This window comes from Herpetosiphon giganteus (assembly GCF_016907925.1).
Lineage (GTDB): Bacteria > Chloroflexota > Chloroflexia > Chloroflexales > Herpetosiphonaceae > Herpetosiphon > Herpetosiphon giganteus.
Genome location: NZ_JAFBCZ010000011.1, coordinates 35,356 through 60,536, shown reverse-complemented (window position 1 = coordinate 60,536; position 25,181 = coordinate 35,356). Strand labels below are relative to the sequence as shown.

Annotated in this window: 27 protein-coding genes, 1 tRNA gene and 1 pseudogene; 18 read left to right on the top strand and 11 right to left on the bottom strand. The window is 45.6% G+C overall.

Annotated features, from left to right (window positions below):
• Positions 1–6: 6 nt before the first annotated feature.
• Positions 7–1,455: an outer membrane protein assembly factor BamB family protein gene (locus JOD20_RS11890; RefSeq protein WP_204755470.1), complete on the top strand. Its 1,449-nt coding sequence runs from the start codon at positions 7–9 to the stop codon at positions 1,453–1,455.
• Positions 1,456–1,499: 44 nt separating this feature from the next.
• On the opposite strand, the gene JOD20_RS11885 is transcribed toward JOD20_RS11890, so the two are convergent.
• The 4 genes from JOD20_RS11885 to JOD20_RS11870 form a co-directional block, all read right to left on the bottom strand.
• A complete protein-coding gene (locus JOD20_RS11885) occupies positions 1,500–2,285 on the bottom strand; it encodes a hypothetical protein (protein ID WP_204755469.1) in 786 nt (261 codons plus the stop codon).
• 50 nt (positions 2,286–2,335) lie between these two features.
• Positions 2,336–3,880 carry a hypothetical protein gene (locus JOD20_RS11880; RefSeq protein ID WP_204755468.1) on the bottom strand — a complete coding sequence of 515 codons (1,545 nt, stop codon included), beginning with the start codon at positions 3,878–3,880 and terminating at the stop codon, positions 2,336–2,338.
• 159 nt (positions 3,881–4,039) lie between these two features.
• Positions 4,040–5,587, bottom strand: a complete 1,548-nt coding sequence (locus JOD20_RS11875; protein WP_204755467.1) for a hypothetical protein — start codon at positions 5,585–5,587, stop codon at positions 4,040–4,042.
• 123 nt (positions 5,588–5,710) lie between these two features.
• Positions 5,711–7,255, bottom strand: a complete 1,545-nt coding sequence (locus JOD20_RS11870) for a hypothetical protein (protein ID WP_204755466.1) — start codon at positions 7,253–7,255, stop codon at positions 5,711–5,713.
• Between the two features lie 258 nt (positions 7,256–7,513).
• On the opposite strand from JOD20_RS11870, the gene JOD20_RS11865 reads away from it, so the two are divergent.
• The 5 genes from JOD20_RS11865 to JOD20_RS11845 all read left to right on the top strand — a co-directional run bounded on the left by JOD20_RS11865 (position 7,514) and on the right by JOD20_RS11845 (position 11,747).
• Positions 7,514–8,995, top strand: coding sequence for a menaquinone biosynthesis decarboxylase (locus JOD20_RS11865; protein ID WP_204755465.1), 1,482 nt, complete (start codon positions 7,514–7,516; stop codon positions 8,993–8,995).
• A gap of 170 nt (positions 8,996–9,165) precedes the next feature.
• The gene (locus JOD20_RS11860; protein WP_204755464.1) at positions 9,166–9,993 is read left to right on the top strand and encodes a hypothetical protein; all 828 of its coding nucleotides are present in this window, start codon (positions 9,166–9,168) and stop codon (positions 9,991–9,993) included.
• 119 nt (positions 9,994–10,112) lie between these two features.
• Positions 10,113–11,300 carry a thiolase family protein gene (locus JOD20_RS11855; protein ID WP_204755463.1) on the top strand — a complete coding sequence of 396 codons (1,188 nt, stop codon included), beginning with the start codon at positions 10,113–10,115 and terminating at the stop codon, positions 11,298–11,300.
• A gap of 58 nt (positions 11,301–11,358) precedes the next feature.
• Positions 11,359–11,559: a hypothetical protein gene (locus JOD20_RS11850; protein ID WP_204755462.1), complete on the top strand. Its 201-nt coding sequence runs from the start codon at positions 11,359–11,361 to the stop codon at positions 11,557–11,559.
• 113 nt (positions 11,560–11,672) lie between these two features.
• Positions 11,673–11,747 (top strand) — tRNA-Lys (locus tag JOD20_RS11845).
• A gap of 433 nt (positions 11,748–12,180) precedes the next feature.
• Here the strand turns inward: JOD20_RS11845 and JOD20_RS27005 are convergent.
• From JOD20_RS27005 to JOD20_RS11805, 7 genes and pseudogenes are all read right to left on the bottom strand, one after another.
• Positions 12,181–13,170, bottom strand: a pseudogene (locus JOD20_RS27005) (recombinase family protein); the annotation flags it as partial.
• Positions 13,171–13,182: 12 nt separating this feature from the next.
• Complete coding sequence (locus JOD20_RS11830; RefSeq protein ID WP_204755568.1) at positions 13,183–13,341, bottom strand: hypothetical protein; 159 nt, start codon at positions 13,339–13,341, stop codon at positions 13,183–13,185.
• Complete coding sequence (locus JOD20_RS27000; protein WP_420828950.1) at positions 13,316–13,546, bottom strand: winged helix-turn-helix domain-containing protein; 231 nt, start codon at positions 13,544–13,546, stop codon at positions 13,316–13,318. The genes JOD20_RS11830 and JOD20_RS27000 overlap by 26 nt, the downstream gene beginning before the upstream one ends.
• Before the next feature lie 5 nt (positions 13,547–13,551).
• Positions 13,552–14,259 (bottom strand): ATP-binding protein, encoded by a 708-nt coding sequence (locus JOD20_RS11820; RefSeq protein ID WP_204755461.1) that lies wholly within the window; start codon positions 14,257–14,259, stop codon positions 13,552–13,554.
• A complete protein-coding gene (locus JOD20_RS11815) occupies positions 14,256–15,152 on the bottom strand; it encodes a helix-turn-helix domain-containing protein (RefSeq protein ID WP_204755460.1) in 897 nt (298 codons plus the stop codon). Before JOD20_RS11815 ends, JOD20_RS11820 begins: the two co-directional genes overlap by 4 nt.
• A gap of 7 nt (positions 15,153–15,159) precedes the next feature.
• Positions 15,160–15,396 (bottom strand): hypothetical protein, encoded by a 237-nt coding sequence (locus JOD20_RS11810; RefSeq protein WP_164689212.1) that lies wholly within the window; start codon positions 15,394–15,396, stop codon positions 15,160–15,162.
• Positions 15,383–15,724, bottom strand: coding sequence for a hypothetical protein (locus JOD20_RS11805; protein ID WP_204755459.1), 342 nt, complete (start codon positions 15,722–15,724; stop codon positions 15,383–15,385). Before JOD20_RS11805 ends, JOD20_RS11810 begins: the two co-directional genes overlap by 14 nt.
• 402 nt (positions 15,725–16,126) lie before the next feature.
• On the opposite strand from JOD20_RS11805, the gene JOD20_RS11800 reads away from it, so the two are divergent.
• From JOD20_RS11800 to JOD20_RS11745, 12 genes are all read left to right on the top strand, one after another.
• Positions 16,127–16,543 carry a helix-turn-helix domain-containing protein gene (locus JOD20_RS11800; protein WP_041303930.1) on the top strand — a complete coding sequence of 139 codons (417 nt, stop codon included), beginning with the start codon at positions 16,127–16,129 and terminating at the stop codon, positions 16,541–16,543.
• 449 nt (positions 16,544–16,992) lie between these two features.
• Complete coding sequence (locus JOD20_RS11795) at positions 16,993–18,057, top strand: DNA cytosine methyltransferase (RefSeq protein ID WP_204755458.1); 1,065 nt, start codon at positions 16,993–16,995, stop codon at positions 18,055–18,057.
• Positions 18,026–19,861, top strand: a complete 1,836-nt coding sequence (locus JOD20_RS11790; RefSeq protein ID WP_204755457.1) for an ATP-binding protein — start codon at positions 18,026–18,028, stop codon at positions 19,859–19,861. The genes JOD20_RS11795 and JOD20_RS11790 overlap by 32 nt, the downstream gene beginning before the upstream one ends.
• A gap of 394 nt (positions 19,862–20,255) precedes the next feature.
• Entirely contained in the window at positions 20,256–21,305 is a 1,050-nt protein-coding gene (locus tag JOD20_RS11785) for a DUF4352 domain-containing protein (RefSeq protein ID WP_204755456.1), read from the top strand.
• 200 nt (positions 21,306–21,505) lie between these two features.
• Positions 21,506–22,366, top strand: a complete 861-nt coding sequence (locus tag JOD20_RS11780) for a hypothetical protein (protein ID WP_204755455.1) — start codon at positions 21,506–21,508, stop codon at positions 22,364–22,366.
• A 102-nt stretch (positions 22,367–22,468) separates the two neighbouring features.
• The gene (locus JOD20_RS11775; protein ID WP_204755454.1) at positions 22,469–22,669 is read left to right on the top strand and encodes a hypothetical protein; all 201 of its coding nucleotides are present in this window, start codon (positions 22,469–22,471) and stop codon (positions 22,667–22,669) included.
• A gap of 323 nt (positions 22,670–22,992) precedes the next feature.
• Positions 22,993–23,256, top strand: a complete 264-nt coding sequence (locus JOD20_RS11770; protein ID WP_204755453.1) for a MazG-like family protein — start codon at positions 22,993–22,995, stop codon at positions 23,254–23,256.
• On the top strand, positions 23,253–23,591 hold the full coding sequence (locus tag JOD20_RS11765) for a hypothetical protein (protein WP_204755452.1): 339 nt from the start codon (positions 23,253–23,255) through the stop codon (positions 23,589–23,591). Before JOD20_RS11770 ends, JOD20_RS11765 begins: the two co-directional genes overlap by 4 nt.
• An 82-nt stretch (positions 23,592–23,673) precedes the next feature.
• Positions 23,674–24,057 (top strand): hypothetical protein, encoded by a 384-nt coding sequence (locus JOD20_RS11760; RefSeq protein ID WP_204755451.1) that lies wholly within the window; start codon positions 23,674–23,676, stop codon positions 24,055–24,057.
• A 178-nt stretch (positions 24,058–24,235) separates the two neighbouring features.
• On the top strand, positions 24,236–24,463 hold the full coding sequence (locus JOD20_RS11755; RefSeq protein ID WP_204755450.1) for a hypothetical protein: 228 nt from the start codon (positions 24,236–24,238) through the stop codon (positions 24,461–24,463).
• A 48-nt stretch (positions 24,464–24,511) separates the two neighbouring features.
• Positions 24,512–24,967, top strand: coding sequence for a hypothetical protein (locus JOD20_RS11750; protein WP_204755449.1), 456 nt, complete (start codon positions 24,512–24,514; stop codon positions 24,965–24,967).
• Entirely contained in the window at positions 24,964–25,170 is a 207-nt protein-coding gene (locus JOD20_RS11745) for a hypothetical protein (protein ID WP_204755448.1), read from the top strand. The genes JOD20_RS11750 and JOD20_RS11745 overlap by 4 nt, the downstream gene beginning before the upstream one ends.
• Positions 25,171–25,181 lie beyond the last annotated feature (11 nt).

The window sequence follows — 25,181 nt, the reverse complement described above, 5'->3', positions numbered from 1 at the left end:
CCTCAAATGTCGCAACAATGGAATAGTAATATGGCACCCTATCGCCAAGATCGTTCTTCGTGTTTGCCGGTAATTCTGGTTTTATTGATCTTGTTTGCTGCGATTGGTGGCGGGATTTATTTCTTGGCGACTAAATCGCTTGATTCAGCAAAGACACCGATTCGAACCGTACAAGGAACGACGGTAGGGATTGGCAAGCCTGTAGAGGTCGAACAAGCAACCATCACTGGCTCGGTGCTCTATCATTCAACTCAATTGGCCTATGATCGCAATGGCGATGAACGCAACGAAGTGCTGGTGCAAACAACCAGCAAAAGTATCTATTCGATGGCATTGATCGATGGCGCTGATGGCAAGGCGGTGTGGCAAACGGAGCTTGGCAGCGAATCCTATGATTTGGTGGCGCTTGAGCAGTATATCGCGGTGGTCAAAGAACGTGATTTACGGCTGTTTAATGCCAAAGATGGTACGCTTGCTTGGCAAACTCGCTTGTCGGATCGGATTCAACTGTACCCACCAATGCTCTTTATTAGTAGCGATTTAATTGTGGTTCAGACCTACGATAATATTTTGACCGCCTTTGAATTAGCGAGTGGTACGCAGCGCTGGCAAAAAACCTTGGCTGATCGTTATGCGCGGGCTTTAGCCAAGTTTGGCGATGAATTATGTGGCACCGAGCGCGATGCGGAATCAGGCTTGGAATATATCATCTGCTTTGCGCTGCAAACTGGCGAGCAACGCCAAGCAATCCAATTAAATCAAGATTGGACTGAGCACATCGAATGGATGGCCGACCCGCAAACCAACACTGGTATTTTGCGCTTGCGCAGCGATAGCGATCCGGCACAGCTGGCGGCAATTGGGCTTGATCAACAGCAGCGCTGGAGTGTCGAGCTGGCTGGGGATTTTGCCGATAGTTTCAGGAGCAGCGACCGCAGGTTAGCAAGCAGCGGGGATATGTTGGCATTTGGTGCTGGTGAACAAGTTGCGATCATTACGCCTGAGCATCAAGTTGTGACCTATAGCTTAAGCGATTATGAGCTGCATCCAATTGGCTTTGATGCAGAGGTTTTGTATATTGCTGCTGTTAAACAGCGGGGCACGAATACCGTCAGTATGTTGGCAATCAATGCCAAAACTGCCGAATTGCTGTGGCGGCTCGATGATCTTGGTACGGCGAGTGATTGGAGTGGCAACAACCCCATTCAAGGGGTGATTGTGCCAGGTGAAGGCATTGTTTTTGGCTGGCTCGACCAAGAAATTGACGATTTAGTGCGGGTGCAGTTGCTCAAACGCGCCGATGGCACCGTTGGTTGGTCGTTTCAGCAAGAGATGTTTATTGGCCAATTGCCGACGTTAACCCGTAGCGGCAATGCCCTATTAATCCAAACCGGCGATGGTTTACGGATGGCAAACTTGCGCACTGGTGAAGGGTTGTGGACGCTGACTCGCTAAAAACAGCATGCCCCTTGATTGATCTCAAGGGGCATTTTCGTGGCTTATTGAGGGTGAGCAAAATTGTGCAGTACTTGCACGAGCGCTGTCAGATCGAGATTGCGCACATACAACTGGCCTTCTGCTTCGGGCACAAGCAACCATTGTTGTTGCTCGCCACAAACCAGGGTAAAGGCTTGTTGCACACTCGTTTCTGGTTTGTTTTTCAAGAGTGCCAAGGCGCTGATTGAGCGCAATTGTTCGAACGTTTGGCCAAATGCCTCGGCGACGTTGGGCGCTAAACCACCAGTTTTCAGTTGCGCAACCACCTCTTCGCGTTTGATTGTGCGGGTGCTGGCAATGCTCCGAAAGACTGTTTCGCTCAGGGTTCCCTCTAATGTTGCGCCAACCTCAAGCTCAAGCGGCTCAATAATATCCAGCGCTGCTTGCACAATCTCGCGGGCTTGGGGCAGCGCAATCACTTGGTGAATGCCGCCTTGACCACGGTGAAAGAGATACTGATTGTTGGCATGATGAATGTAATTTGCTTGTTGTTTTTGGCCAGCAGGCTGATGCAAAATGACCCACGTTTGGCTTGGTTGGCTGATAATATTCAACCATTCGGCTACCATTGGCTCTAAAACTGGCTGGTCGTCAGTTAATTCCAACATGCCATGGGCGATCAGGCTGCGTTCGGCAGTGCCAAGCACATAGTTTTGATATTGCTCAGGTAGCTCGCCAAAAACTTGGTTGGCTAAATCATCAAAGCCTAGCGGCAAGGGCAAATCGGCCACAATCAAACAAACAAATAATTCTTCTTGGCTTAACGAAAAGCCACGTAATTCACTCATGGGCTGCTCCATAGATCGAGTTGAAAATCCGATTATACCAGTCGCAGCGCCTATTCTTGAGTAAAGCGAAATTCCGCATGCTCTGGTAAGGTTTGGCTAAATTGCTCCAGCAATTGGCGAACTTCTTCAGCCATAGCTGGGTTGCGCACATAAAAACTAACCTCTTTAGCGGCAACTATGGCAACCGGCAGATCTAACTTAAGCTGCCCAAGCTTAATCCAATCATTTGGAATAAAATCTGTAAACCATTCATCATAAATCATAATCAGATTAGCATCATATTGCTCGGATAATTGATTCATCCAGCCTGGAGTTCGCGCTTTGCGATAATCAATCACATCAATAGTGGATAATCCAAATAAATCTAATGTATAGTTATTATTCATAAATGAAACTAATCCAATATCATTAACTCCAACATTTTTATTATATTTATTAGTGAATAGTGCCATTTGATATTGCTGAAGATAAATACTACTAGAAAATTTTGGTGTGTAAATTATGGGATGGGCGTAATCTAAATATATAAAAAATAGAAGTGAAATAAAAATAGATGTAAATAAATATTTTCTGATGCTACTAACTGCATTTATAATAAATTCTCTGTATAAATACATAAATACGGTAAATGCATACGTAATTATAAAGGTTTCGTAACGATAAAATAATCCAAGAGTTGTTCCAAATAATAAATAAAATGTTATAGATAATGCAGTTATATAGATAAATGAAGTATGTATTTTCTGGCGTAGTTTTAACGTAATTAATATCACCATTCCTAATAAGATAAACCATGTACGTGATTGCATTGAAATCAAAATAGTTCGAAAGAAAATATCGATTGAATTTCTATTTGAAAAGAGAGACCTTTTGATAAGGACTGAAGTTGGTAAATAATCTAGCCCAAGGCTATGTATGAAGTAGGAAAAAGCGGCTAAAAGTGAAATTATGATGATTAAACCAATCGCAGCTAGCTTACGATAGCCCTTGAAATAGAGCAATAACAGGATGGGGATTGAAATGGCAAGGCTTTCGTACCGCACTAAGGAAAGCAGCACAAGCATCATAATCAGCGATTTATTTAATTTTTGATTAATTTGTAAATCGAGGATTTGGTACAGAATGATAACGGTTAGCAATACTTGCAGAATATGCTCCATCCCCGACCATATCAGTGGAGTCATGTTGCAAATAACGATGAATAGGGCGACAAAAAAGGTTTTCTTTGCAGAACTCAGGGTATTTTGGAAAATTAAATCGATTATTTTACGAATAAAAAATAATGTTGCTAGCCCAAAGCCAAGGTTAAGGATCAAAGGCGTGAATTCGAAAAATGGTAAAGGTGCAAATAATGCTAAGAGAAATGGCCAGAGAATACTGGACGATGGCGCTGATGGCTCAATCAGGTTGATACCATAATGACCATGCGCGATATTACGCGCTAAACTTAGATGAATATAGGGATCGTCAAGAATATAAATGAATTTCCCAGCATTCAAGCTATAAATCGCCACGCCTTGGATCAACAGGATAAGTCCAAGTATCAGATAAGGTATGGCACTGTGGATTGATTGGATGTTTAGTCTGCGTTTCATAGTCCCTCAGTCTATGTACAAGGTAGTTGCGCGACAATGCTCCATGAAGTAGCGCTCAGTCATGACTGAGCGCTACTATATCATAGACCGCATGGCCTGCTATGGCCAAAGTCCTCCACTGAAAATACGTTCTCTAGTTTGCGCTCAAGCTCTTGGAACCTATTCTTGCGTAAAAATAAATTCTGCATTCTTTGGCAGAGTTTGTCTAAATTGATTGATTATTTCACGAGCTGCTTCAATATTATCCGGATTACGTACATAGAAATCAACATCTTTATGTGCTGCTGAAGAAATTCGTAAATTAAGCCGAAGCTCACCTATCTTAATCCATTCACTAGGTCGATACTTTACAAACCATTCGTTATAAATCATAATTAAATCAACATTATATCGATCTGACATGATATTCATCCAACCTGGAATTTGATTCTTACGATAGTCAATGACATCGATATTCGATAAGCCAAATAAATCTAGGGTATAATTATTGTTCATGTAGGCTACCAATCCAAGATCATTGACTCCAACATTTTTATTGTAATATTTACTGGTAAAAATCGCCATTTGATATTGTTGTAGATAAATGCTACTACTCATCATTGGAGTATAAATAATGTCATACATATAATTGAAATATACACCAATAAATGATATTAATGCGATTGATACCATTAAGTATTTTCTGGTACTGTTGATTAAATTAGGGATATTTTCCTTATATAAATATAAAAACGCAAGGATAGCATATACAATTATGTATGTCTCGTAACGATAATATAATCCAAAATTCGTTCCAAGTAATAATTGGAGTACTATAGATGAAATAACTATAAGTATAAATAAATTATGGGTTTTTTGACGTAATTTGAGGGCCAGTAAAATTACTACGCCCACTAAAAAATACCATGTTTTTGATTGCATCGAAATCCAAATATTGAAAAAGAATACCTCAATTGAAGTTTGATTTGAAAAATGAGCACCCTTAATAATGACTGAGGTTGGTAGATAGCCTAAACCAATGCGGTGGAGAAAATATGAAAAGGCTACTAATGGTGCGATTGTCAATACGAGGCTGATGAGTGCTGCCTGACGATGGCCCTTAAGATAAATAAAAAGCAGGACTGGAATACAAATTGCGAGGTTTTCATAGCGAACTAGGGCATTGATGATCACGGCAACCAGCAACGATCGATTGAACCTGTTGTTGATTTCTAAATCTAAGAGATGGTACAGAATGATCACTGCTAACAGGATCTGGAGTAAATGCTCCATGCCCGACCATATTAAAGGAGTTATCGAACCAATAATAATAAATAATGAAATGAAAAATGTTTTTTTAGCTATGCTCAGTGTGTTTTGGAAGATTAAATTGATGGTTTTATGGACAAAGTACAGAATTCCGCCGCCAAAGACTATATTTAAGATTAATGGCATATATTCAAACAAGGGCAATCGGGCAAAGATGGCGAGGATAAAGGGCCACAGAATACTGGATGATGGGGCTGATGGCTCAATCAGGTTGATGCCATAATGGCCATGGGCAATATTGCGGGCTAAAGAAAGATGAATATAGGGGTCATCAAGATTGTAGACCAGTTTTCCATCATTAAACAGATAGATTGCGATGCCTTGGATCAACAGAATCAGGCCAAGAAGCAGATAGGGAATGGCGGTATGGATTGATTGGGTGGGCAGTACTCGTTTCATAATCCCTCATTTCCATGCGCAATACTGCGCTTACAAACTGGTACTTCGATAGTATGGACTTGGGCGTGAGTAAGCGAAGACAGATTGATGATCAGCGCTCAATAATCTGAAAGCTCAACCCAGTTATTCTGGCTCAAACACAAACTCTGTATTTGCGGGCAGTGTTTGGCTGAATTGTTTCAGTAATTGGCGCACTTCGCCAACATTGCTTGAGTTTCGGACATAAAAATCAACTTCATCTAGCGCAGTTGCACCAACGAGTAGATTTGTCCTAAGTTCACCGATTTTATTCCAATTATTAGGACGATGATTAGTAAACCATTCGTCATAAATCATAATCAAATCAACATTATATTTATCTGCTATTGTGTTCATCCAATCAGATGCTCTTGTTTTACGATAATCAATAACTTCAATATTGGATAAGCCAAAGAGATCTAATGTGTAATCATTATCCATATAGGAAACAAGTCCAAGATCATTGACTCCAATATTTTTATTGTAGTACTTACTGCCAAATAGTGCCATCTGATATTGTTGACTATAAATACTATGAGACATCATTGGTGTGTAAAATATATAAATGATATGATTAAAATAATTGAAAAAGATTGCTATTACTACTACACTAAGTAGATATTTTCTGAAATTATTCAGTGCATTTACAATAATTTCTTTATATAAAAATATCCAAGCAAGCAGTGCATAAATAATCATATATGATTCATAGCGGTAATATGAACTTAAAAATGTACCGAAAAGTGCCTGTAAAAGGATTGATAATGAAACTGTTAATCTAAAATAGATATGTGTTTTTTGCCGTAATCCCACGAGCAGGAAAGCCATTATAACAAGCAAAAAATACCATGTTTTTGCGTTCGTCGCATAGCCTAAATTCTTGAGCAGAATTTCAAACGATGTTTTATCGGAAAATTGCGCACCTTTAATAATGACTGAGGTTGGCAGATAGCCTAAACCAAGGCGATGCAGAAAATACGAAAATGCGGCTATCGGCACAAGCGTCAGCACAAGGCCAAGCAGTGCTGCCCGGCGATGGCCCTTCAGAAAGATAAAGAGTAACACCGGAATCGAGATGGCGAGGCTTTCATAGCGAACGAAGCCATTCATGATCACCGCAACCAACAACCAGCGATTGAGGGTGTTGTTGATTTCTAACTCTAGGAGATGGTAAAGAATGATCACGGCTAACAGAATCTGGAGCAGATGCTCCATGCCCGACCACACTAAGGGACTGATACTGGCGACGATGCCTAAGACGGAGATTAAAAAGGCTTTTGTCGCGGGGTTCAGCCGATCATGGAAGATTAAGGTGACGATTTTATGCAGAAAATAAAGAATGGCTACGCCGAACCCAATATTAAGCAGTAAGGGCATATATTCAAACAAGGGCAATCGGGCAAAGATGGCGAGGATAAAGGGCCAGAGAATGCTCGACGATGGGGCTGATGGCTCAATCAGGTTGATGCCATAATGGCCATGGGCAATATTGCGGGCTAAGGAAAGATGAATATACGGGTCATCAAGATTGTAGACGAGTTTTCCATCATTAAACAGATAGATTGCGATGGCTTGGATCAACAGAATCAACCCAAGAATGAGATAGGGTATCGTGATGTGAATGGATTGGGTAGGCACTACTCGTTTCATAATCCCTCAGTGAAATGCGCAATACTGCGCCTATAAATTTGTGCTGGGTTACGCCAAATGGAGCGCTGTTTAATCAGGGCTGGTTAAACACTAACCGCTACTATACCATAGGCGCTCTTGATTGCTTTATGGCTAAATAGTCGCCAATTGCTTTGGGCATCTCTTGGCGCTAAAGCTCCCCCTAACGCCTGCTGATCGACGATAAATCGTGATACAATGCACAAAGATTGAACAAATCATCTGCAATGGAGCGTTATTGTGGCTGCAAAAATACCTGCAACCTTCGCCGATTTACGCGAATGGATCGCATTTTTGGAAAAACGCGGCGAATTGAAACGGATCAAAACGCCAGTTTCTTCCGACCTTGAAATTACCGAAATTACCGACCGCGTTTCAAAAATGAAGCAAGGTCAAGGTAATGTCGCATTATTATTTGAAAATGTGATTGGCTCGGATTTGCCAGTCTTGATTAATGGGGTTGGCACGGAGCAACGCATGGCTTGGGCCTTGGGCTTAGAAAAGCTCGACGATTTGCGCGCCCGCTTGGCCAGCGTCGTCAAGCCTGAAGTGCCCGATGGTGTTTTTGATAAGCTCAAAAAGGTCAGCGAGCTTTCCGAAATTGTGCGCTATCGGCCTAAAACGGTCGCCAGCGCTCCTTGCCAAGATATTGTTTGGACTGGCGATCAAATTGATTTGAATAAGTTGCCAATTCTTAAATGCTGGCCTGATGATGGTGGCCGCTATGTGACCTTAACCACCGTGATCTCGCGTGATCCGGTCAAAGGGATTCGCAATGTGGGTATGTATCGGGTGCAAGTGTACGACGAAAAAACTGTCGGTATGCACTGGCAAATTCACAAAGGCGGCACCGAACATCAACGCGAAGCGCTGCGCAAAGGTGGAGTGAAATTGCCAGTTGCGGTCGCGATTGGCGGCGATTATGCCACGATCTACTCTGGCTCTGCGCCCTTGCCCCCAGGCATCGACGAAATTATGTTGGCTGGGTGGTTGCGCCGCGAACGAGTTGAGATGGTCAAGTGTAAAACGATCGATCTCGAAGTGCCAGCCAACGCCGAAATTATTCTCGAAGGCTACGTTGACCCCAGCGAAAGTCGGCTTGAAGGGCCATTCGGCGATCATACTGGCTACTATTCGCTGGCTGATCAATATCCCGTGATGCATTTGACCGCAATCACCATGCGCAAAGATGCGATATATCCCACCACGATTGTTGGTTATCCACCACAAGAAGATTATTGGTTGGGCAAGGCGACTGAGCGCTTGTTCTTGCCATTGATGCAATTGGTCGTGCCCGAGGTGATTGATGTGAATATGCCAGCAGAAGGCACGTTCCATAATCTGCTGGTGGTGAGTATTAAGAAAAAATATCCTGGCCAAGTGCGCAAAGTGATGTATGGGCTTTGGGGCTTGATGCTGATGTCGTTGACCAAATTTATTATCGTGGTCGATGATGATATTGATGTGCAGGATATGAACCAAGTTTTATTCCATGTCACATCGAATGTTGATCCGCAGCGCGATACAGTGATTGTTGAAGGGCCGCTTGATGCGCTTGATCACTCAGCCGACCACTTTGCCTATGGCCACAAAATGGGGATTGATGCGACGCGCAAGCGCCAAGATATTGATCGCTTCCCACGTGAATGGCCGCAAGATATTCGCATGACCAAAACGATTGTTGATCGCGTGACCAAACGCTGGCGCGAATACGGCTTCTAAATTGAATTGTTGAGTATGCGAACAGCGCTAACCATTGCGGTTGGCGCTGTTTTTTTATGGCTTGCGACAACGATTTAAGCAAAAAAATGTCGCATCGCTGTCGCATGGCCTTCGCTAAGGTGTAGCTGTGTCAATGGAGAATGACCAGCTATTCAATGGTGGAGGCCAGAATGGAAACGCACGCATGGTATATGGATCTTGTGGCAGTAGTTGGCGTGGAGCAAGGCTGGAATTTAACTGCTGAAGAACAGACTGATTTGGCCAAATTAGTTGCCGATTATAGCCAGCAAAATGCTGTGAGCAAGCCAACGAAACTGAGCGAAATCACCATCAATCTTTGGCATGATTACCCAATTGTTCAGCGTGCGCTTGATCCGCAGCATCCGCAGCATGATGAAGCCCTCGATCAGCTCTATCAACAGATTAATCATTGTTTGAAGCAAATCCATGTCTTCGGGGTTGATGCCTTGTATCTTGATGAGCGGTCGCCTGATCTCTGTGCCTATGCTGATTTGACCCAAAAACTGAGCCAATTTCGCTTTGAAGCGCGCTTGAGCACCTATATTTATCAGGTGACATGGCGCGCCGTCTTGCAATGGCGACGCTCGACCAACGCATTAAAGCGTGGTGGGGCTGGCTTTAATCGTCAGCAAGCGTCTGCTGCGGCCCAACAGGTGTACTATTTAAGCCAAGCACAGCAGAATCAAGATTTTCTGCTTGAAGATATGCTCGTTGCGCCCGATCCAGCAGTTGATGATCTGGTTGCAGTGCGCCAATTGAAGCGTGAGATTTCGCATGTGGTAGTGAGTATGCATGATGATCCGTTGTATGCGGTGGCGCAGCGGATTTGGCATGAACTCTTGTTTGAGCAAACCAATATTTCGGCCTTGGCTGAAACCGAGGGCTTGGCTGCTGGAGCATTATTTAATTTGCGTGCGCGAATTGGGCGGCGCTGTCGCGACGTAGTTGAGCGTTGGTGCGTTGGGCTGGACGGATAAAAATTTGCCTAGATTGCGCCTTCGCTTTATGGTAAGATAACGTTGAAAGCTTGAATAGATAAGCCAGTGGCAAAGGCGCTGCTGGCTTTTAGCTAGTTCAAAACAAGGAGTATGGCCCCATGAGCAACGAGCGCGAACCGGTGTTGTTGAGTGCTGCCCGCACGCCAATTGGCAAGTTTGGCGGGAGTCTGGCTGATTTAACTGCGCCTCAACTCGGTGCGATCGCAATTAAGGCCGCATTGGAGCGAGCAGGGATCAATGGTGATGTTGTTGATGAAGTGATTATGGGCAATGTCGTTGGGGCCGGGCTTGGTCAAGCTCCAGCGCGCCAAGCTGCTTTGGGTGCAGGCGTGCCCGATAGTGTCAGTGCCCTGACGATCAATAAAGTGTGTGGTTCTGGCTTGAAGGCCGTGATGCTGGCTGCGAGCATGATCAAAGCTGGCGATGCTGAATTGATTGTGGCTGGTGGCATGGAAAACATGTCACGAGCGCCCTATTTGTTGCCCCAAGCACGCTTTGGCTATCGGCTTGGCAATGGCGAAATTCAAGATTCAGTTGTGCATGATGGCTTGTGGTGTGCGGTTGAGCATCATCACATGGGCAACTCAGCAGAATGGGTGGCTGATGCTTGTGGCGTGAGCCGCGAGATGCAAGATGAATTTGCCTACAATTCACATCGCAAAGCTGCCGCCGCGATTGCTCGTGGCTCGTTCAAAAACGAAATTGTGCCAGTCGAGCTGAAGAGCCGCAAAGGCACAACGATTTTTGATACCGACGAGCCAGTGCGCGCTGATAGCACGGTTGAAGCCTTGGCCAAACTCAAGCCAGCCTTCAAAGCTGATGGCAGTGTGACCGCTGGCAATGCGCCTGGAATTACCGACGGCGCTTCGGCCTTGGTGGTGGCAAGTATGGCAAAAGCCCAGCAATTGGGTGCTAAGCCGTTAGCGCGCATCCTTGGCTATGCCCAAGCAGGCGTGAAGCCCTTGGAAATCTTCACTGCGCCAGCCTTTGCTGTGCGGCGTTTGCTTGAAGTAACCAACACCAGCTTGGCCGATTATGATTTATATGAATTCAACGAAGCCTTTGCTGCTCAAGCTGTGGCCAACGGCCAAGATCTCAATATTGATTGGGATCGCTTGAACGTCAATGGTGGCGCGGTTGCCTTGGGTCACCCAATTGGTGCAAGCGGTGCTCGGGTTTTGACGACCTTGGTGTATGCACTGCAAGAGCGTGGCGGCAAGCGTGGCCTGGCAACCCTTTGTTTGGGAGGCGGCGAAGCCGTCGCCTTGGCAATCGAGTTGATCTAAGTCGGAGCGAGCGAGCAGGTTGATGACGGCAAAAAAGCAACCAGTATAAGGAGGAACAATGGGTACTGTTGAGTTGATCTCTACTTTGGATGAAGGCGTTCGTGAAGGTCGGATTGCGCCCTATTTGGCCGATTTTATTGCAGCGCAAGCCCTAAATGTTTCAGCCGACGAAGTTGGCTTTAGCGAATGGGGCAGCCCCGACCACGACGTGCTATCCCGCGTTGGAGCAACCACCGAACCCCTTTCCCGTTATCAATAAACCGAATGCGGCGCTACCCAAAAGTAGCGCCGCATTGCTATTCATTGCCTGAAAAAGTTTGTGAACCTTGTCATTTGCAATTTTATTCAGGCTGTGCTATACTCTCACGCGTTGGGCCGGTAGCTCAGTGGTAGAGCATCGGACTTTTAATCCGCTGGTCGTGGGTTCGATCCCCACCCGGCTCACCAAGCGGGATTGTTGCAAACTTGCTACGAGTTCTAGAAATGGTTCTCGTGGCTGGTAGGCGACAATCCCTTTTTTTGTGCCCCAAACGGCTGCAATGAGTGATTGTAAGGCTACGCGCTTCTCAGCTAAGGCCCCCTTCTGCTTAAATGTCCAACTAATTGATTCCAATAAATCGAAGGCCTGCTCCATATTAAAGGATGCAGCTGGCTTTTGGCGTGGTGTTTGTGATTGGGCCAACAACGCTGATTTGCGCTGCTCATATTCATCAGCCCGAATTTGGTCATTGAGAAACAGGCGCTTGAGTGCGGCAAGCTCGGCTTCAACGTTGGGTGCTTCGGGTGCTGGTTGTTGGCGTGCGGCCCATTGTTGCTGAGCAACCCGAAGAATGTCGCGCTTCCAATCGCTGGGAAATGCCAAGGCATCGAGCACGGCAATCATATGCTGATCAATTACATCGTTGCGTACCATGGCCATTGGGCATTGGTTGTAGCGGTGTTGGCTGCACTCATAATAGACAACGTTGGTTGTGCGCTTGTAGTGTTGCCACATGCGGCTGCCACAGTGCTCACAATATAAAATTTCACTGAGTAGCCCACGGCCTTGGCTCACGGGTGTCCAACCGCGCTTTTGGCCGCGCCGATCAAGCAAGGCTTGTACTGCGTCCCATGTTTTCTGATCAATCAGCGCTTCGTGTTGGCCAGCATAGATTTGGCCTTTATAGCTCACTTTGCCAATATAGGCTTGGTTGCGCAGCATCGATGCAACGTTATCTTTGGTGTAGGGAACATAGCGCCCTTGCTGGGTATTCCAAACGCGCGCCCCCCGTTGATTCATGGTATCGGCGATAGTGGTGAAGCTATACAAACCTGTAGCATAGAGCGTAAACAGCATGCGTTGATGTTCGGCATCTGCTGAAGGAACAAGCACGCCTTGCGCATTGCGTTGGTAGCCAGTTGGCACTGGGCCAGGTAGCTTGCCTGATTCCGCAGCTGCACGGCGGGCGCGTGCTACCCGTTCCCCTGTTAGCCGGCTATACAGTTCGGCCCCAGCCCCCAACATGGTGAGATTGAAACGGCCAGCGGCGGTATCCATTTCAATCGGCTCGGTAATTGAAATGAGTTGAATCCCCAGCGCGTGGAATTCATCAACCACCCGCAGCTGGAGCGAGGTATTACGAGCGCAGCGGTCGAGCTTCCAAACTAAGACAACATCAAAGCATCGTGGTTTCTGAGCGGCATCTGCACGAAGCTGCATAAACGCGGGACGATCAGCATTGCGGCCACTCTTGCCAGCATCTTGATAGACCTGCACAACGTGCCAACCATGGCGTTGGGCATGGGCCTGACAATCACGCTCTTGGCTTGCAAGGCTGCTGTTTTCAGCTTGTTCACGGGTTGAAACCCGCGTATAGATAACGGCTCGCATGAATAATCCCTTCTACGCTGCTTTCGATTGAGGCGGTTGTGTAGATGATTGATCCGCTTCTTGGTCTTTGTCAAGCATCAATGCAACCAACAAGGCTGCAAAGGCTTGGACAACGGTTTCACGTTGCCCATCGGCTTGGCCTCGTTCAATGGGTGTTGATAGTGCTTGCATTGCGACCTTCCCATAATGGAATAAGAATTGTTCGGGCGCGGACAGTGTTATCAGGAAAATCAATATAGCCACGGCGTTTGAGATCAATCAGGGAACGGCGGCATGGGCCGTATGGAATGCCAACAGCCGTAGCCAACTCTTGAATTGAAGCTTGTGGGCTTTTGGTAACAGCTGCCCATACTTTACGAACGAGGTGTTTATTCATGCGATTCATGCGGCCTTACCTCGTCGCTTGGCTAAGTTTAGCCGGCGATAATCGGCTATGCCCGTGAAGTCCAAGTGCTCAACCAGTGCAACATCGGCCAATCGGCTGGCAATGCGCCCATCAAAGCGCTTCATATCTTCGTTGGTGGTAAACACGGTTGGTAATTCACGGTTGTAGCGATGATTCACCAACTGAAAGTGTTTTTCCTTGGCCCAGCTGGTCAAGTGTTCTGTGCCCGCATCGTCGAGCACGAGCAGCGGAACATTGCGAATTCGATCAAATCGTTGTTGAAACGATTCGCCTTGTTGGCCATCGAAGGTTTCGCGTAAGGCATCGAACAAATCAGGCACTACGAAAAACATGGCGCTTTTGCCGCTGGCAACGACGGCATGGGCAATCGCAGCGGCCAAATGACTTTTGCCACAGCCATATGGACCCGAAAGTAATAGCCAGCCTTTGGGGTCACTGGCATAATCCAAGCATGCCTGCGCCAGCGAGGCTACCTGTGGCAAACTCACAAAGGTTTCAAAGGTTTTATTACCAACCAAAGTCAAATCACCATGATGGCTTGATGCCGTTGGTTTGCGACAGTCGCAAAGAATATACTCAATCGCCTTGCGGGTTTTATCATCGCTATAGCGATAGCCGAGCACGCCACTATCTTGGCAGCGCTCACAGGTGATCGTTTCTTCACGTTCCCAAATGTTGGTCATTGCGTCCTCCCCGCAGCCTCAACAAGGCGGTTGGCCAATGGCCCCCAGCGCTTGTAGATCATGTCAGTCCAATCGTCGTATTGGGCCTGAATTCGGCCATCAATCAGTTGGGCATATTGCAAGGCATCACGTTGATTTGAGGTCAGGCCTTGCCATTGCTCGGCCCCAATCCATGCAGGCCGCCGATCATCGTTGGTTGGTTCAGTTGGTGGTGCAGCTGCTGGCTCAGGATTAGCCAGGCGATGGTGAACGCCTGCCTTGAGGTCAATGGCAATTTGGGCGGCGGGGTAGTTTGGCCCAACATGGTCAAGATAGGCTTGAATTATTTCAAGCGGTTCATGGGCATGTTTCTTGGCAGTCCAAACTTGCCGATCCCGAAGTATCCGATAGGTTTCTGTGTGGTAGTTATTTTTTTGCTGCGTAGCAGGAGTAGTATTATTATTTCTTATTAATTGATTCTTGTTAATTAAACCATGCGACACTGGTGTCGCCTCTGACACGACACTGGTGTCGCCTCTGACGCGATCCTGATGTCGTGTCTGACACGACACTGGTGTCGCCTCTTCGACACGGGTGTCGCGTTGCTGGGATTCAAAGAGTTCATAAATATTGCCATGGCGGGTTTGAATTGAGGCCAACCAGCCATGGGTTTCAAGCTCCTTAAGCCAGCGCTGAATTGTGCGAATATGAGGTATTGTGTCTCCTTCAGCACATGCCTGGGCCAGGTCTTTTTGTTGGGGCCATGCAGCTTCTTCGTTTCCTGCATACGATGCAAGAATGCCCCAGAGTAACCTCGCACTGCGCGATAATCGCGAATCACGCAGGATGGTATGGGGGATCGCAGTCCACCCGTTGCGCCAGCGCACCTGAATACGATCAGATTGTGGTGCCATACAACGCCTACTTTCCATGATCAGAAGAATCGGTTGCCCGCTTCGCCACCATTTGGCGAATAATGTGCAACACGCCTTGTTGCTTGCGCCGGCTCTGCTCGGCGTGCTTAAGTTCATCGAGCGCTTCACGGCTCATGCCGCTATTGCGCAGGGCTATTTGCTTATGCGCATCGCCTATTTCGTTGTTTAGTGCGGTTGCATCTTCGACTAGGCCTATCAGTTCGTCTTGCTTAGTTTTGCCCATCGTCATCCAACCCAACAATTTGGCCACGGACAAAACCCGCAGCCTCGGCCTCAGTTTCGATTCGTTGTAAGCGCGACCGAATCCACCAAGCTACTAAATCAGCCGAGCCAGCTAAGCCAGCAATTGCCCAAAAACCGATAATCGTTGCTGGTTGGTTGAGTAAGAGCGCCCAGATGGTGAGCGCAACCCCAATGCAGGCTGTGCCAACGATATAGGCTTGTGGCCGTGACAGCCGCCAGTGGCGATGCCAAAGCAATGCATGAATGGCAATCATCAACACTGCACAGGCAAGGCCTGCTATGATGGCAGTTAAAATTGTGTGAAGCATCGCACCCTCAAATCCTTAAACAGGGATTGAAACACGTTGTCACAAATACCATCAAGGCTAGTAGGATGGTATAGTGGGTTCTGAGATTTGGTTGCGTTCAGCATCGTCGGCCAAGGCACGGAGTAGCTGGGGATGATTTAGTAGCCATAAGATGCCCTTTGGTAAATCACCGTTTGCATAACGCCACCTAGTGGCTTGGGATAAATTTTGTAATGGTATTTCTTTTAGGCATTCTCGGAATTTTTCGAGGTGTGGTTTAGGTGGAATTTTCATCCTAACCCCATTTCATATACGATATTCATATATGAAATATTATAGAAATAACTTGGATTTGTCAAATTTGAAATTCAAATATGATTATTTCATTTTTGAATTAGGCACGATATACTAGGGACTATGAGTATGATTGCAACAGGCGCATATCTTTGGACACTACGAGAAGCCATTGGCTTATCGCGTGATGACGTTGCCCATGAGGCTGGAACCAACAATGTTCAAATAATGAGAATAGAAAAAGGAGAGATTGATACAAGAGGATCATTGTTGTTATCAGTTGTTAGAGCAGTTAAGGGGAATGCCGAGCATATTGCCCAGTTATTACTTGATGCTAGTGCTACTGAAGAAGATGGACGCAATCTAGCCATTTCTTGGATTAATCGAGAAACAACATCTGCAATAGATGAATTTATTGCAGATGTAAAAAAGGATAATAAAGTTTCTGAGGCGCTGAAACTTATTCAGCAGCTGGAGGCGCTTGATCCTTCTTCCCTTGATCGGTTGTTAGGCTATGGACAAAGTTTGCTTGATCGGAATCGCTAAGACGTTCGCGTAGATAAGCTAAGATTTGCTTTACCAAAGAATCTTTTTCTTCAACTAGCAGGATTAATAAAAGGAGACAGGCTATTCCAGTAAAAAAAACTCGCTGATCTAACATTTCAAAAAGGGTGGATGACATAAATATTATGAGGCACGCCCAAGTTCCATTGTTTATCTTTTTCATCTCTTATCCCCGTACATAAGCAAAAGTCTGAGCGAGTATACCATTTTTTGTCATCCCTGAACATGAAAATTAGATTACAACAAGCCTAGGTAGTGCCTTTATGGTGCTAGAAACTGTACCTAGCATAGTAATGCAGTTAATGAAATCTATACGTTTATGGGAGTACCATGAAGGAGGTAGCTAAAATCCCCCTCGATGAGAAGCACATTCTGTGATATGCTCTGTACTCGATAGTACCATTCACCCTTGATGCTTTGTGGAGGTTAGCATGGTTGGCGCAGTCATTGATCTATTCTGTGGAGTTGGTGGGCTAACCCACGGGCTTATTCTTGAAGGTTTTGGCGTACTGGCAGGGATTGATAACGATCCTTCTTGTAAGTATGCCTATGAGCAAAATAATAGAACTCGTTTTATTGAAAAGTCTATTAGTGAAGTTGATGGCAGAGAGTTAAATGCCCTCTATCCCAATAATCAACATAAAATCTTAGTAGGGTGTGCCCCCTGCCAAGATTTTTCTCAATATACGAAGAAGAGTCGTACTGGAACAAAGTGGCAATTACTCACAGAATTTTCGCGCCTTATTCGAGAGATCGAGCCTGATATTATATCAATGGAAAATGTTCCTGAGGTTCGAACATTCAATAGAGGGGAAGTTTTTAACAATTTTATTCAATCACTTGAACAATTAGGGTATCACGTTTCGCATAGCGTGGTGCATTGTCCTGATTATGGAATTCCGCAGCAACGTGACCGACTAGTCTTGTTTGCTGCTAAACAGGGCGTTATTAAGATTATCCCCCCAACCCATACTCCTGAGAACTATCGAACTGTACGTGATGTAATTGGTTCTCTGCCACCAATTACTGCTGGCGGACACTGGGAGGGTGATAGCATGCATGCAGCCAGCAGACTAGAAGATATAAACCTTCGCCGTATTCAGCATTCTGTACCTGGCGGTACTTGGGCAGATTGGCCTGAAGAATTGATTGCAGAATGTCATAAAAAGGAAAGTGGTGAGAGTTATGGGAGTGTCTATGGTCGAATGGAATGGGATAAAGTAGCACCTACCATCACTACCCAATGTAATGGATATGGTAATGGTCGCTTTGGTCATCCAGAGCAGGATCGCGCTATTTCGCTCCGTGAGGCTGCTTTACTTCAGACATTCCCTCGAAGTTATCAATTTGCACCTGAAGGCCAACTGAAATTTAAGACAGTTAGTCGTCAAATAGGGAATGCGGTTCCAGTTGCACTGGGTCGTGTTATCGCAAAAAGTATTAAGCGTTTTTTGGAGGGTTTACATGAGCGACAGCGGGTACGAATTATCATTTAGTCTTAATACACTGAATCATTTAAGCGAAGGTCTTTATAGTAATATTCCTGCGGTTTTATCTGAATTAGTTGCTAATGCTTGGGATGCTGATGCAACTGAGGTATCTATTAATATACGACAAGATGAAATAGTCATCCAAGATAATGGTATAGGAATGTCAATTGAGGATGCTAATACTAAATTCTTACGAATTGGGCATCAAAAGAGAGAAGATTCAGCTAACACTATAAGTGGACGGCATGTTATGGGCAGGAAAGGGATCGGTATACTGGCAATATTTGGTATAGCCAATATTGCTGAGGTTTATTCTTGTAAGGATGGAGTACCCCATGGATTTATAATTCATAAAGGCGATATAGAAAGAGGGATAAGTAGCGATGTAACGTTGTATAGGCCATCGTCGGTTCCTCAAGAAGCTTTATCTATTGAATCAGGAACAAAGATTATATTACGAGAAATAAAATCTTCTATTGGAAATGCGGAGAAAACTCTAAGAACTGATCTTGCTCGGAGATTTACAATTATCAATAATAATTGTAATTTTTCTGTAATTATTAATAATACACCAATTAATGATAATGATCGTGATTATTTAAATAAAGTACAATTTCTTTGGTATCTTGGTGAAGAAAGTAGTAAATATGCTAATTTTTTTACTAAACTAAAGAAATCATTTGAAATTACGAATCTAGTAGATGGAATGTCAGGTATGACTGTTAAGGGTTGGATTGGTACTGTATATCGTCCAAGTGATATTCCAACGAGCAACCATACCATATCTATTTTTGCTCATGGTAAAATGATTCAAGAAGATATTTTAATAGATATAACTGATGCGGGTTTATATCGGCAGTATATCATAGGTGAAATTGAAGCAGATTTTATGGATAGCGATGATGAAGATGACATTATTACCAGTAATAGACAAAGAATAAAGCAAACTGATCCTCGATATCTCAAGCTACTAGAGTATGTCAAGATAGATATTATGCGAGTTATTGCATCAACGTGGACTAAACTGCGAAAGGAATACCCATCTAATCCAAAAAAAGAGGAAGTTAATGATAGTTCATTGTCAAAGGATTCCAATTCTTCTGAAAAAGAGAATACAAATGCTAGTAGTGATTCATCAACCGCTACCGAAAATGCTAGTAGTGATTCATCAACCGCTACCGAAAATGCTAGTAGCGAGACGAATGATGGCGAGGTGGAAGATAATTCCTTTTTTGATGATGATATTCCTGAACCTAGCCCTCCACCTAAACAAGAAATTACTACTGCATTTAGAGAGATGAAGAATCTTGTTAAGAATAGTAATATTCCCAATCAAATGAAAAATATTATTTTATATGATATTCAACAAGCAGCCTATGCTTATAAAGGAACATCATTTAAAGCTTGTATTGTAATGTTGGGAGCTATTCTAGAAGGTGTTATGCTTGGAACAATCCAGAGGACGGATGTACTAGAATACTTGATTGCTTTACCGCAAGTACCAAAACCATTAAGTGATTTAGGTCCTAGAAATCCTAAATTTGCTGATCGTACAGTGCTAGCCCAATATATAGGGACTACCTTTTCATTTCAGGACTGTAAGGAAATAATAGAGCTATGTGTACAAGGTACTAATAAACTAGGTGTCGATATACTTCAAACGGTTAGAAACTCTATACATCCAGGTTCAGTATTAAAAGATATGAAACAACTAGCAAGGTTCAATCATCAAAGCGCTGTTGGTTATATTGCCAAACTACATGAAATTATTAATTTAGTGATTCTATGGAATCCTCCATCTATTCCATAGGGATAGTTAAGGGGTAAAAAGCACCGTGGAGCTAACCAGCTTACGGTGCTTTTTTATTAATTGAATATCCCCTTGACTACCACAATAACTTGCAGCATCCTAGACCTGCTTCATTTAGCTACAAAGAGAATATCGATCTCATGGTTTGCTCATAGCTATGGGCTTAGTGGCGCTGCTTGGCTATTCTTCGAGTTGGGGTTGGCTATCCTCCTGCATTCTCCTCAAATAACCCCTTTATTGATTGTAGTTACCTGTTCATAAGAGATTCTCCTAAAGACGTAATCTACTCCATCACGATGCAAAAAATGGGTCTGAATTGCACCTAACCTGATCGAAGGAAACGCTTTGTTTAGGAGACGCTATGTCATACCCACAACCACCGATGCATTCCTCTATGCAACAAGTACCACCAAACAGGCCGGGCTGGCGCAAAAATATTAAGTGGATTGCGATTGCAAGTGTCGTATTTGTTTGTTCGTGCTTGGGCTTGGCATATCGGCAAGGCTCAAAGTTACAGGTTGAGCAAACGGCTACCGCCATTGTAGTTGCGAATGTCACCGCAACCGCCCAGCAAAGCAATACGAATGCAACCAGTGAGGCGGTTGCGATTGCGGCGACCGTCGAGCAGGATAATGCCAATGCTACGAAGGAAGCTATTGCAATTGCGGCGACTCAGACTGAAGAGGCTCGGCCAACCAATACTCCAGTGCCAACCAATACTCCGCTTCCGCCAACGGCAACTCCATTCGTAGCAGAGATTGGCCAAAGTAATCCGATTGGCCAATGGGAAATTACCATCCTCGATATCAGCATTGCGAATGATTTTAGCGAAGCGGCAACTGGTAAGTGGCTGGTTGTGCATGGGACGATAACCAACAAGGGCGATGACCACCTTATTGGGAAGCAAGAATTGAAGGTACGAACAAATACCAAAACAATTGAATTAGACCGGAATGCTTCCAACCAAGCGGCCAAACGCCTTAATGTTACCTCGATCGGCGATTTAGGTGGGAAGACGATTAAGCGTGGTGAACGCGAAGAGTGGGCGATTGCTTTTGATATTCCCCAAGACATTAATGAGCTATGGTTTACGCTTGAGGGAATCGATGCTGTGAAGTTTGGAGCGATTGGTGAGACGGCAGAATTACCAACGGTGACACCGCGTCCAACCGCTACGGCGGTTCCTGATATTGCAACTGAGGCTGGCGCTATTGATGTTTGTAAGCAGGCAGTCAAGCAACGCCTTACCCATCCCTCAACCGCTGATTTTCCATGGTTCGATTATCAAACCGTGCAGGAAGGCGATCTAACTTGGTATGTCCAATCGACAGTCAAGGCAAGGAACTCGTTTAATCTTGAAGTGGAATTTGTATGGGTTTGTAAAGTAACCTATGAAGGGAATAGCCGATGGAATATTGATGATGTACAAATGGCTGAACAATAGGCCTTCCTAGATTAATCCCTTGCACCATGGAGCCAGTCGTCCCATGGTGCTTTTTTATGGTCTAAATCCTATTGTTGCCTTGGATACTACTCCAGCAAATTCCGAAAATTTCGGAATTTGCGTTTCATATCTGTAATTCATTATTGACATCATTTCAAATATGATTTATATTTCAGATATGAATTTCAGGAGTGAAATATATGCAACCTCAAGAAACCACACGTCGAGAATTGACCACCCTAAGCCATGCTGCTGCTGGCATTACATTGTGGCTTGAGCACAACAACCATGGCTGGAGCGCATTTCTCTCAACCCCCAAAATGACCATTCAACACATTGGCAGCCGCTATTACGAAGTTTTTGTTGCTGAGCTAATCCAAGACGCGATTAGCTACGCCGACGAAGTGGTCCAAGAGCTTAATCCCACCCCGGCTGCACCAGCTGCACCAATCAAACCAGCTAAGAAAAAACCAACCAGCAAACCACAGCAACCCGTGTGCTATTGCCAATGCTGTAGCCCTGTTGCGGGCGCAACCGGTGTTACCCATTGCAGTGTAGGCCATGAATATGTGGCCCATAACGGCGGCGTATTGGTCGGATACTTTCCAAGCAAATCAGCTGCTATCAACAAATTGAACGATCTGCGGTATGAGATTTTGTCGCGGACTTTCCCTGAGCAGCCAGCGCACAAATTTCATGAAGATCTGGCTGATGAATTAACGCGCGAGCCGGCTGCATCTTCAGCTCCGGCGATTACCCAAGCCCCAAGCTATTTCGTGATTGGGCAATTGGTTGGCCAACTACGCCAACTCTATGCTGGCAACAAAGTCCAACTTAACGCGATCAACAAAGCCTTCTGCGAATTGGCCGTGCCTGGCTGGTCGTGGGATGGCTCAAGCCTCACTATTCGTAGCCGCTCTAATCCTTCGATTATCTACCACATTGCCGATGATAGCTGCCAATGTACCGCGTTTGCCAAAGGCACGCTGTGTTGGCATCGAGCCGCCTACAAGCTGCTGCTTCAAGCTTCAACGGCCCCTGCCTATCAACAAGCTGCCTAGGCCTGAGCAGTCCTACCTGCTCACCACATCGGCTGCATGTCTGCGTGCAGCGCCGCATGCGTAAGCGGCAACCGAACGTCAACAAGCACAATAGGAGGATCGATGGAGTTTGAAATTGTTGATTGCGATAGTAATCAATGGCACTTGTTCTTTGGGGATAGCGATTGGGGCAGCCTGTTTTTCCAAGGCCAGTTCATTCAAAACTTTTATAACGAAATTGATGCCATCGCTCACGTTGAAATAACCACTGGCAGCCCAATTCAATCGAGCCAGCGCGTCGACAACTGGCGGATACAACTCTAACCAATCCGCCATGGCCTGAGCAGACCACAACCTGCTCACCAGCGCCAGCGTGGCGCAACTCGTTATGTATCGATGCTCACCCGCTGTTGTTGGGAACGGCGGCAATGTTCGCAAGCAGGAAGCCCTTTAACAAGTGAATACGCAGTCGTGGAACATCGTGCGCAACCAGCGCAGGATCGCAGCATTCCAATGGCACAAGGCTATGGGCGATAACCCCACCTCGGCAAACTGCCGCGCCGTTGCCAGTGTTGCACCACGATCAACGGGCAGGAAATCACGTAGGCCTGCCCACAATCGATTCAATCAGCATAGAGGTTTGATTAATGAGCCAAGCAGATATTTTGGCCGCTATTGCAGCCGAACGACAAGCCCAAGATAACAAATGGGGTGAGCAAAATCACCACACCCTTGAATGGCTATCGATTTTGATGGAAGAAGTAGGGGAAGTTGCCCAGGCAATCAACGAATACCATTGGCGTAATGCACCAATGGCAAATATTCGCAAAGAACTGATTCAAGTTGCTGCTGTTGCGGTTTCAGCACTTGAATCCATCGAGCGTAACTACCCTATGGAGCCAAATCAATGATTGGGAGCCTTATACCGATGCTCGGCATAGTTGCCAGCGCTATAGCAATAGCACTGCTCAGCAAGCACCCCAAGCAACAATTAATCTCTGGTTCTAGTGCAGTGGTTTTTTGGTTTGCCGTGTGGTGTTTGCTGATTGGCCCCGAATACCTACTTTTTGTTGCCTACCTAGTTTGGCTGGTAGTGTTGGCCGTGGTGATTGTGATGTGTATCAATATGGCAAAGGCGCTGCTGCGAACATCCCAAACGGAATCACCCAAGCGGCCTGAGCCAAAGCCACACTATCCACCCATAACCCAAGGTGATATTGACCAAGGGATGAATCAGATTCGCTAGTGCGATGGCTGCCCCAGCTGGGCAGCCATCAGCTTTATGGAGATCACCGATGGAAGTAGAAGTAACCACCAAGGCAATTATTGTGTTTGATGAAGCAGGGGCCTATGGCGAATTTGAGGAAATTGAAGTTGAAACCAACGGGGTTTGGGTGCCAAGGTTTGGTCTACTGGTCAATGCCAATATTGGAATTGGCGGCCATTATCCCCTACTTCATTGTGCGGGTTTTGATAGCAGTACCCATGCGGAGGCGGTACGCACTGCTGTTGCCTACAGCGATGCGGTAATTCATCACCTAACCAAGCATGAGGCGATGGTCAAAGCCATCAATACCTATATGGATGCGAAGAAAGCTTTTTATGCCCATGGGGGGACGAAGGGTAAGTTTGAAACGGCTTTCCTTGATAGTCAAGCGCCAATTGATCATGCTTGGGCTACCTTCACATTTATCCCTGAGGCCTATGAATGAGCGGTTACAAAATAATCATGAATTATGGTGAGACAGAAGTTTTGCTGGCAATTGGCCGCCTTGACCAAGAGGAAGCCTTAATCATTCAACGCCAACTATCAAGTGCCGTTCGCTCGGTATTTGATGATATTCCGGTGGTTGGATTGCATTGCATTCCACATTACCGTGTGGAGGAATCATGCCAAAGCTATTCACCCCCGACGGCGAATTTACCAGCTTAATTGATGCCATTAAAGCATATCGCGAGCGGATTAGTAAGCAAGAGGCTGAAGAGCATCGGGCTGCATTGCAGGCAGCCCAATGCGATCCTGAGGTCCAAAGCTGGATAGCCCTAGCCGAGAACGAAGAAGCCCTTCGTAATGTGGCTAAACACGTCCGGCCCCGAAAGACCACGACAACCGCCTAAGTAGTTTGCAGGTAGTGCGGTTGCTGAACATAAAGGATTCACACCATTATGGCACATTCATTCACCACTATCAAACCCAAGCTTGAGGCCCCATTCCCCATGAATATTATCGAGATCAAGCCCACTGTTGTGACCAAGGATAAGACTCGTGCTTTAGCGATTGCTTATGCCGAAGTCCGAGCCTATCAGGATAGGCTTGATGCGGTGGTTGGTGGTGAATGGGCCGTTAGCTATCGACCATTAGGCCCAGGCGCGGTTATTTGCCAGCTGAACATTATGGGCATTGCCCGTGAAGATGTTGGCGAAGCCGAGCAAACTGACCCCAATAAAGCGACGGTTGCCGTAGCTCAAGCGTTCAAACGCGCCTGCTCGGCATTCGGGCTAGGCCGCTATTTGTACAGCATGCCCAAAGTATGGGCTGAATACGATCAGGAAAAGAAGTGCTTTGTGTACCCTGAACGTATTATTGCCCATATGTACAAGCAAGTGGGGATTAAGGAATGACCTTGATTAACCTTGCAGGCACACAACTTCAGGTGCAGGAATATTTGCGGGCTGGCCAACTAGCGGCGGCCCGCAATATTTTAATCAATCGCAATATAAGCCCTCGGTTGATAGCCAAGTGGCTAACGCCTGAGCAGCAAGAGGCACTAGGGTTTATTTCGCCGGAATTGATGGACGAGCCACACATTGATCATAAAGCATAAGTAAAGGAAGC

Coding starts and splice junctions, on each gene's coding strand:
- JOD20_RS11875 (WP_204755467.1), bottom strand. CDS start 5,587: ATGAAACGAGTACTGCCCACCCAATCAATCCATACCGCCATTCCCTAT.
- JOD20_RS11755 (WP_204755450.1), top strand. CDS start 24,236: ATGCCAAAGCTATTCACCCCCGACGGCGAATTTACCAGCTTAATTGAT.
- JOD20_RS11810 (WP_164689212.1), bottom strand. CDS start 15,396: ATGGGCAAAACTAAGCAAGACGAACTGATAGGCCTAGTCGAAGATGCA.
- JOD20_RS11770 (WP_204755453.1), top strand. CDS start 22,993: ATGAGCCAAGCAGATATTTTGGCCGCTATTGCAGCCGAACGACAAGCC.
- JOD20_RS11790 (WP_204755457.1), top strand. CDS start 18,026: ATGAGCGACAGCGGGTACGAATTATCATTTAGTCTTAATACACTGAAT.
- JOD20_RS27000 (WP_420828950.1), bottom strand. CDS start 13,546: ATGAATAAACACCTCGTTCGTAAAGTATGGGCAGCTGTTACCAAAAGC.
- JOD20_RS11830 (WP_204755568.1), bottom strand. CDS start 13,341: ATGCAAGCACTATCAACACCCATTGAACGAGGCCAAGCCGATGGGCAA.
- JOD20_RS11855 (WP_204755463.1), top strand. CDS start 10,113: ATGAGCAACGAGCGCGAACCGGTGTTGTTGAGTGCTGCCCGCACGCCA.
- JOD20_RS11795 (WP_204755458.1), top strand. CDS start 16,993: ATGGTTGGCGCAGTCATTGATCTATTCTGTGGAGTTGGTGGGCTAACC.
- JOD20_RS11775 (WP_204755454.1), top strand. CDS start 22,469: ATGGAGTTTGAAATTGTTGATTGCGATAGTAATCAATGGCACTTGTTC.
- JOD20_RS11800 (WP_041303930.1), top strand. CDS start 16,127: ATGATTGCAACAGGCGCATATCTTTGGACACTACGAGAAGCCATTGGC.
- JOD20_RS11780 (WP_204755455.1), top strand. CDS start 21,506: ATGCAACCTCAAGAAACCACACGTCGAGAATTGACCACCCTAAGCCAT.
- JOD20_RS11820 (WP_204755461.1), bottom strand. CDS start 14,259: ATGACCAACATTTGGGAACGTGAAGAAACGATCACCTGTGAGCGCTGC.
- JOD20_RS11745 (WP_204755448.1), top strand. CDS start 24,964: ATGACCTTGATTAACCTTGCAGGCACACAACTTCAGGTGCAGGAATAT.
- JOD20_RS11785 (WP_204755456.1), top strand. CDS start 20,256: ATGCAACAAGTACCACCAAACAGGCCGGGCTGGCGCAAAAATATTAAG.
- JOD20_RS11860 (WP_204755464.1), top strand. CDS start 9,166: ATGGAAACGCACGCATGGTATATGGATCTTGTGGCAGTAGTTGGCGTG.
- JOD20_RS11880 (WP_204755468.1), bottom strand. CDS start 3,880: ATGAAACGCAGACTAAACATCCAATCAATCCACAGTGCCATACCTTAT.
- JOD20_RS11765 (WP_204755452.1), top strand. CDS start 23,253: ATGATTGGGAGCCTTATACCGATGCTCGGCATAGTTGCCAGCGCTATA.
- JOD20_RS11850 (WP_204755462.1), top strand. CDS start 11,359: ATGGGTACTGTTGAGTTGATCTCTACTTTGGATGAAGGCGTTCGTGAA.
- JOD20_RS11805 (WP_204755459.1), bottom strand. CDS start 15,724: ATGCTTCACACAATTTTAACTGCCATCATAGCAGGCCTTGCCTGTGCA.
- JOD20_RS11815 (WP_204755460.1), bottom strand. CDS start 15,152: ATGGCACCACAATCTGATCGTATTCAGGTGCGCTGGCGCAACGGGTGG.
- JOD20_RS11890 (WP_204755470.1), top strand. CDS start 7: ATGTCGCAACAATGGAATAGTAATATGGCACCCTATCGCCAAGATCGT.
- JOD20_RS11750 (WP_204755449.1), top strand. CDS start 24,512: ATGGCACATTCATTCACCACTATCAAACCCAAGCTTGAGGCCCCATTC.
- JOD20_RS11885 (WP_204755469.1), bottom strand. CDS start 2,285: ATGAGTGAATTACGTGGCTTTTCGTTAAGCCAAGAAGAATTATTTGTT.
- JOD20_RS11870 (WP_204755466.1), bottom strand. CDS start 7,255: ATGAAACGAGTAGTGCCTACCCAATCCATTCACATCACGATACCCTAT.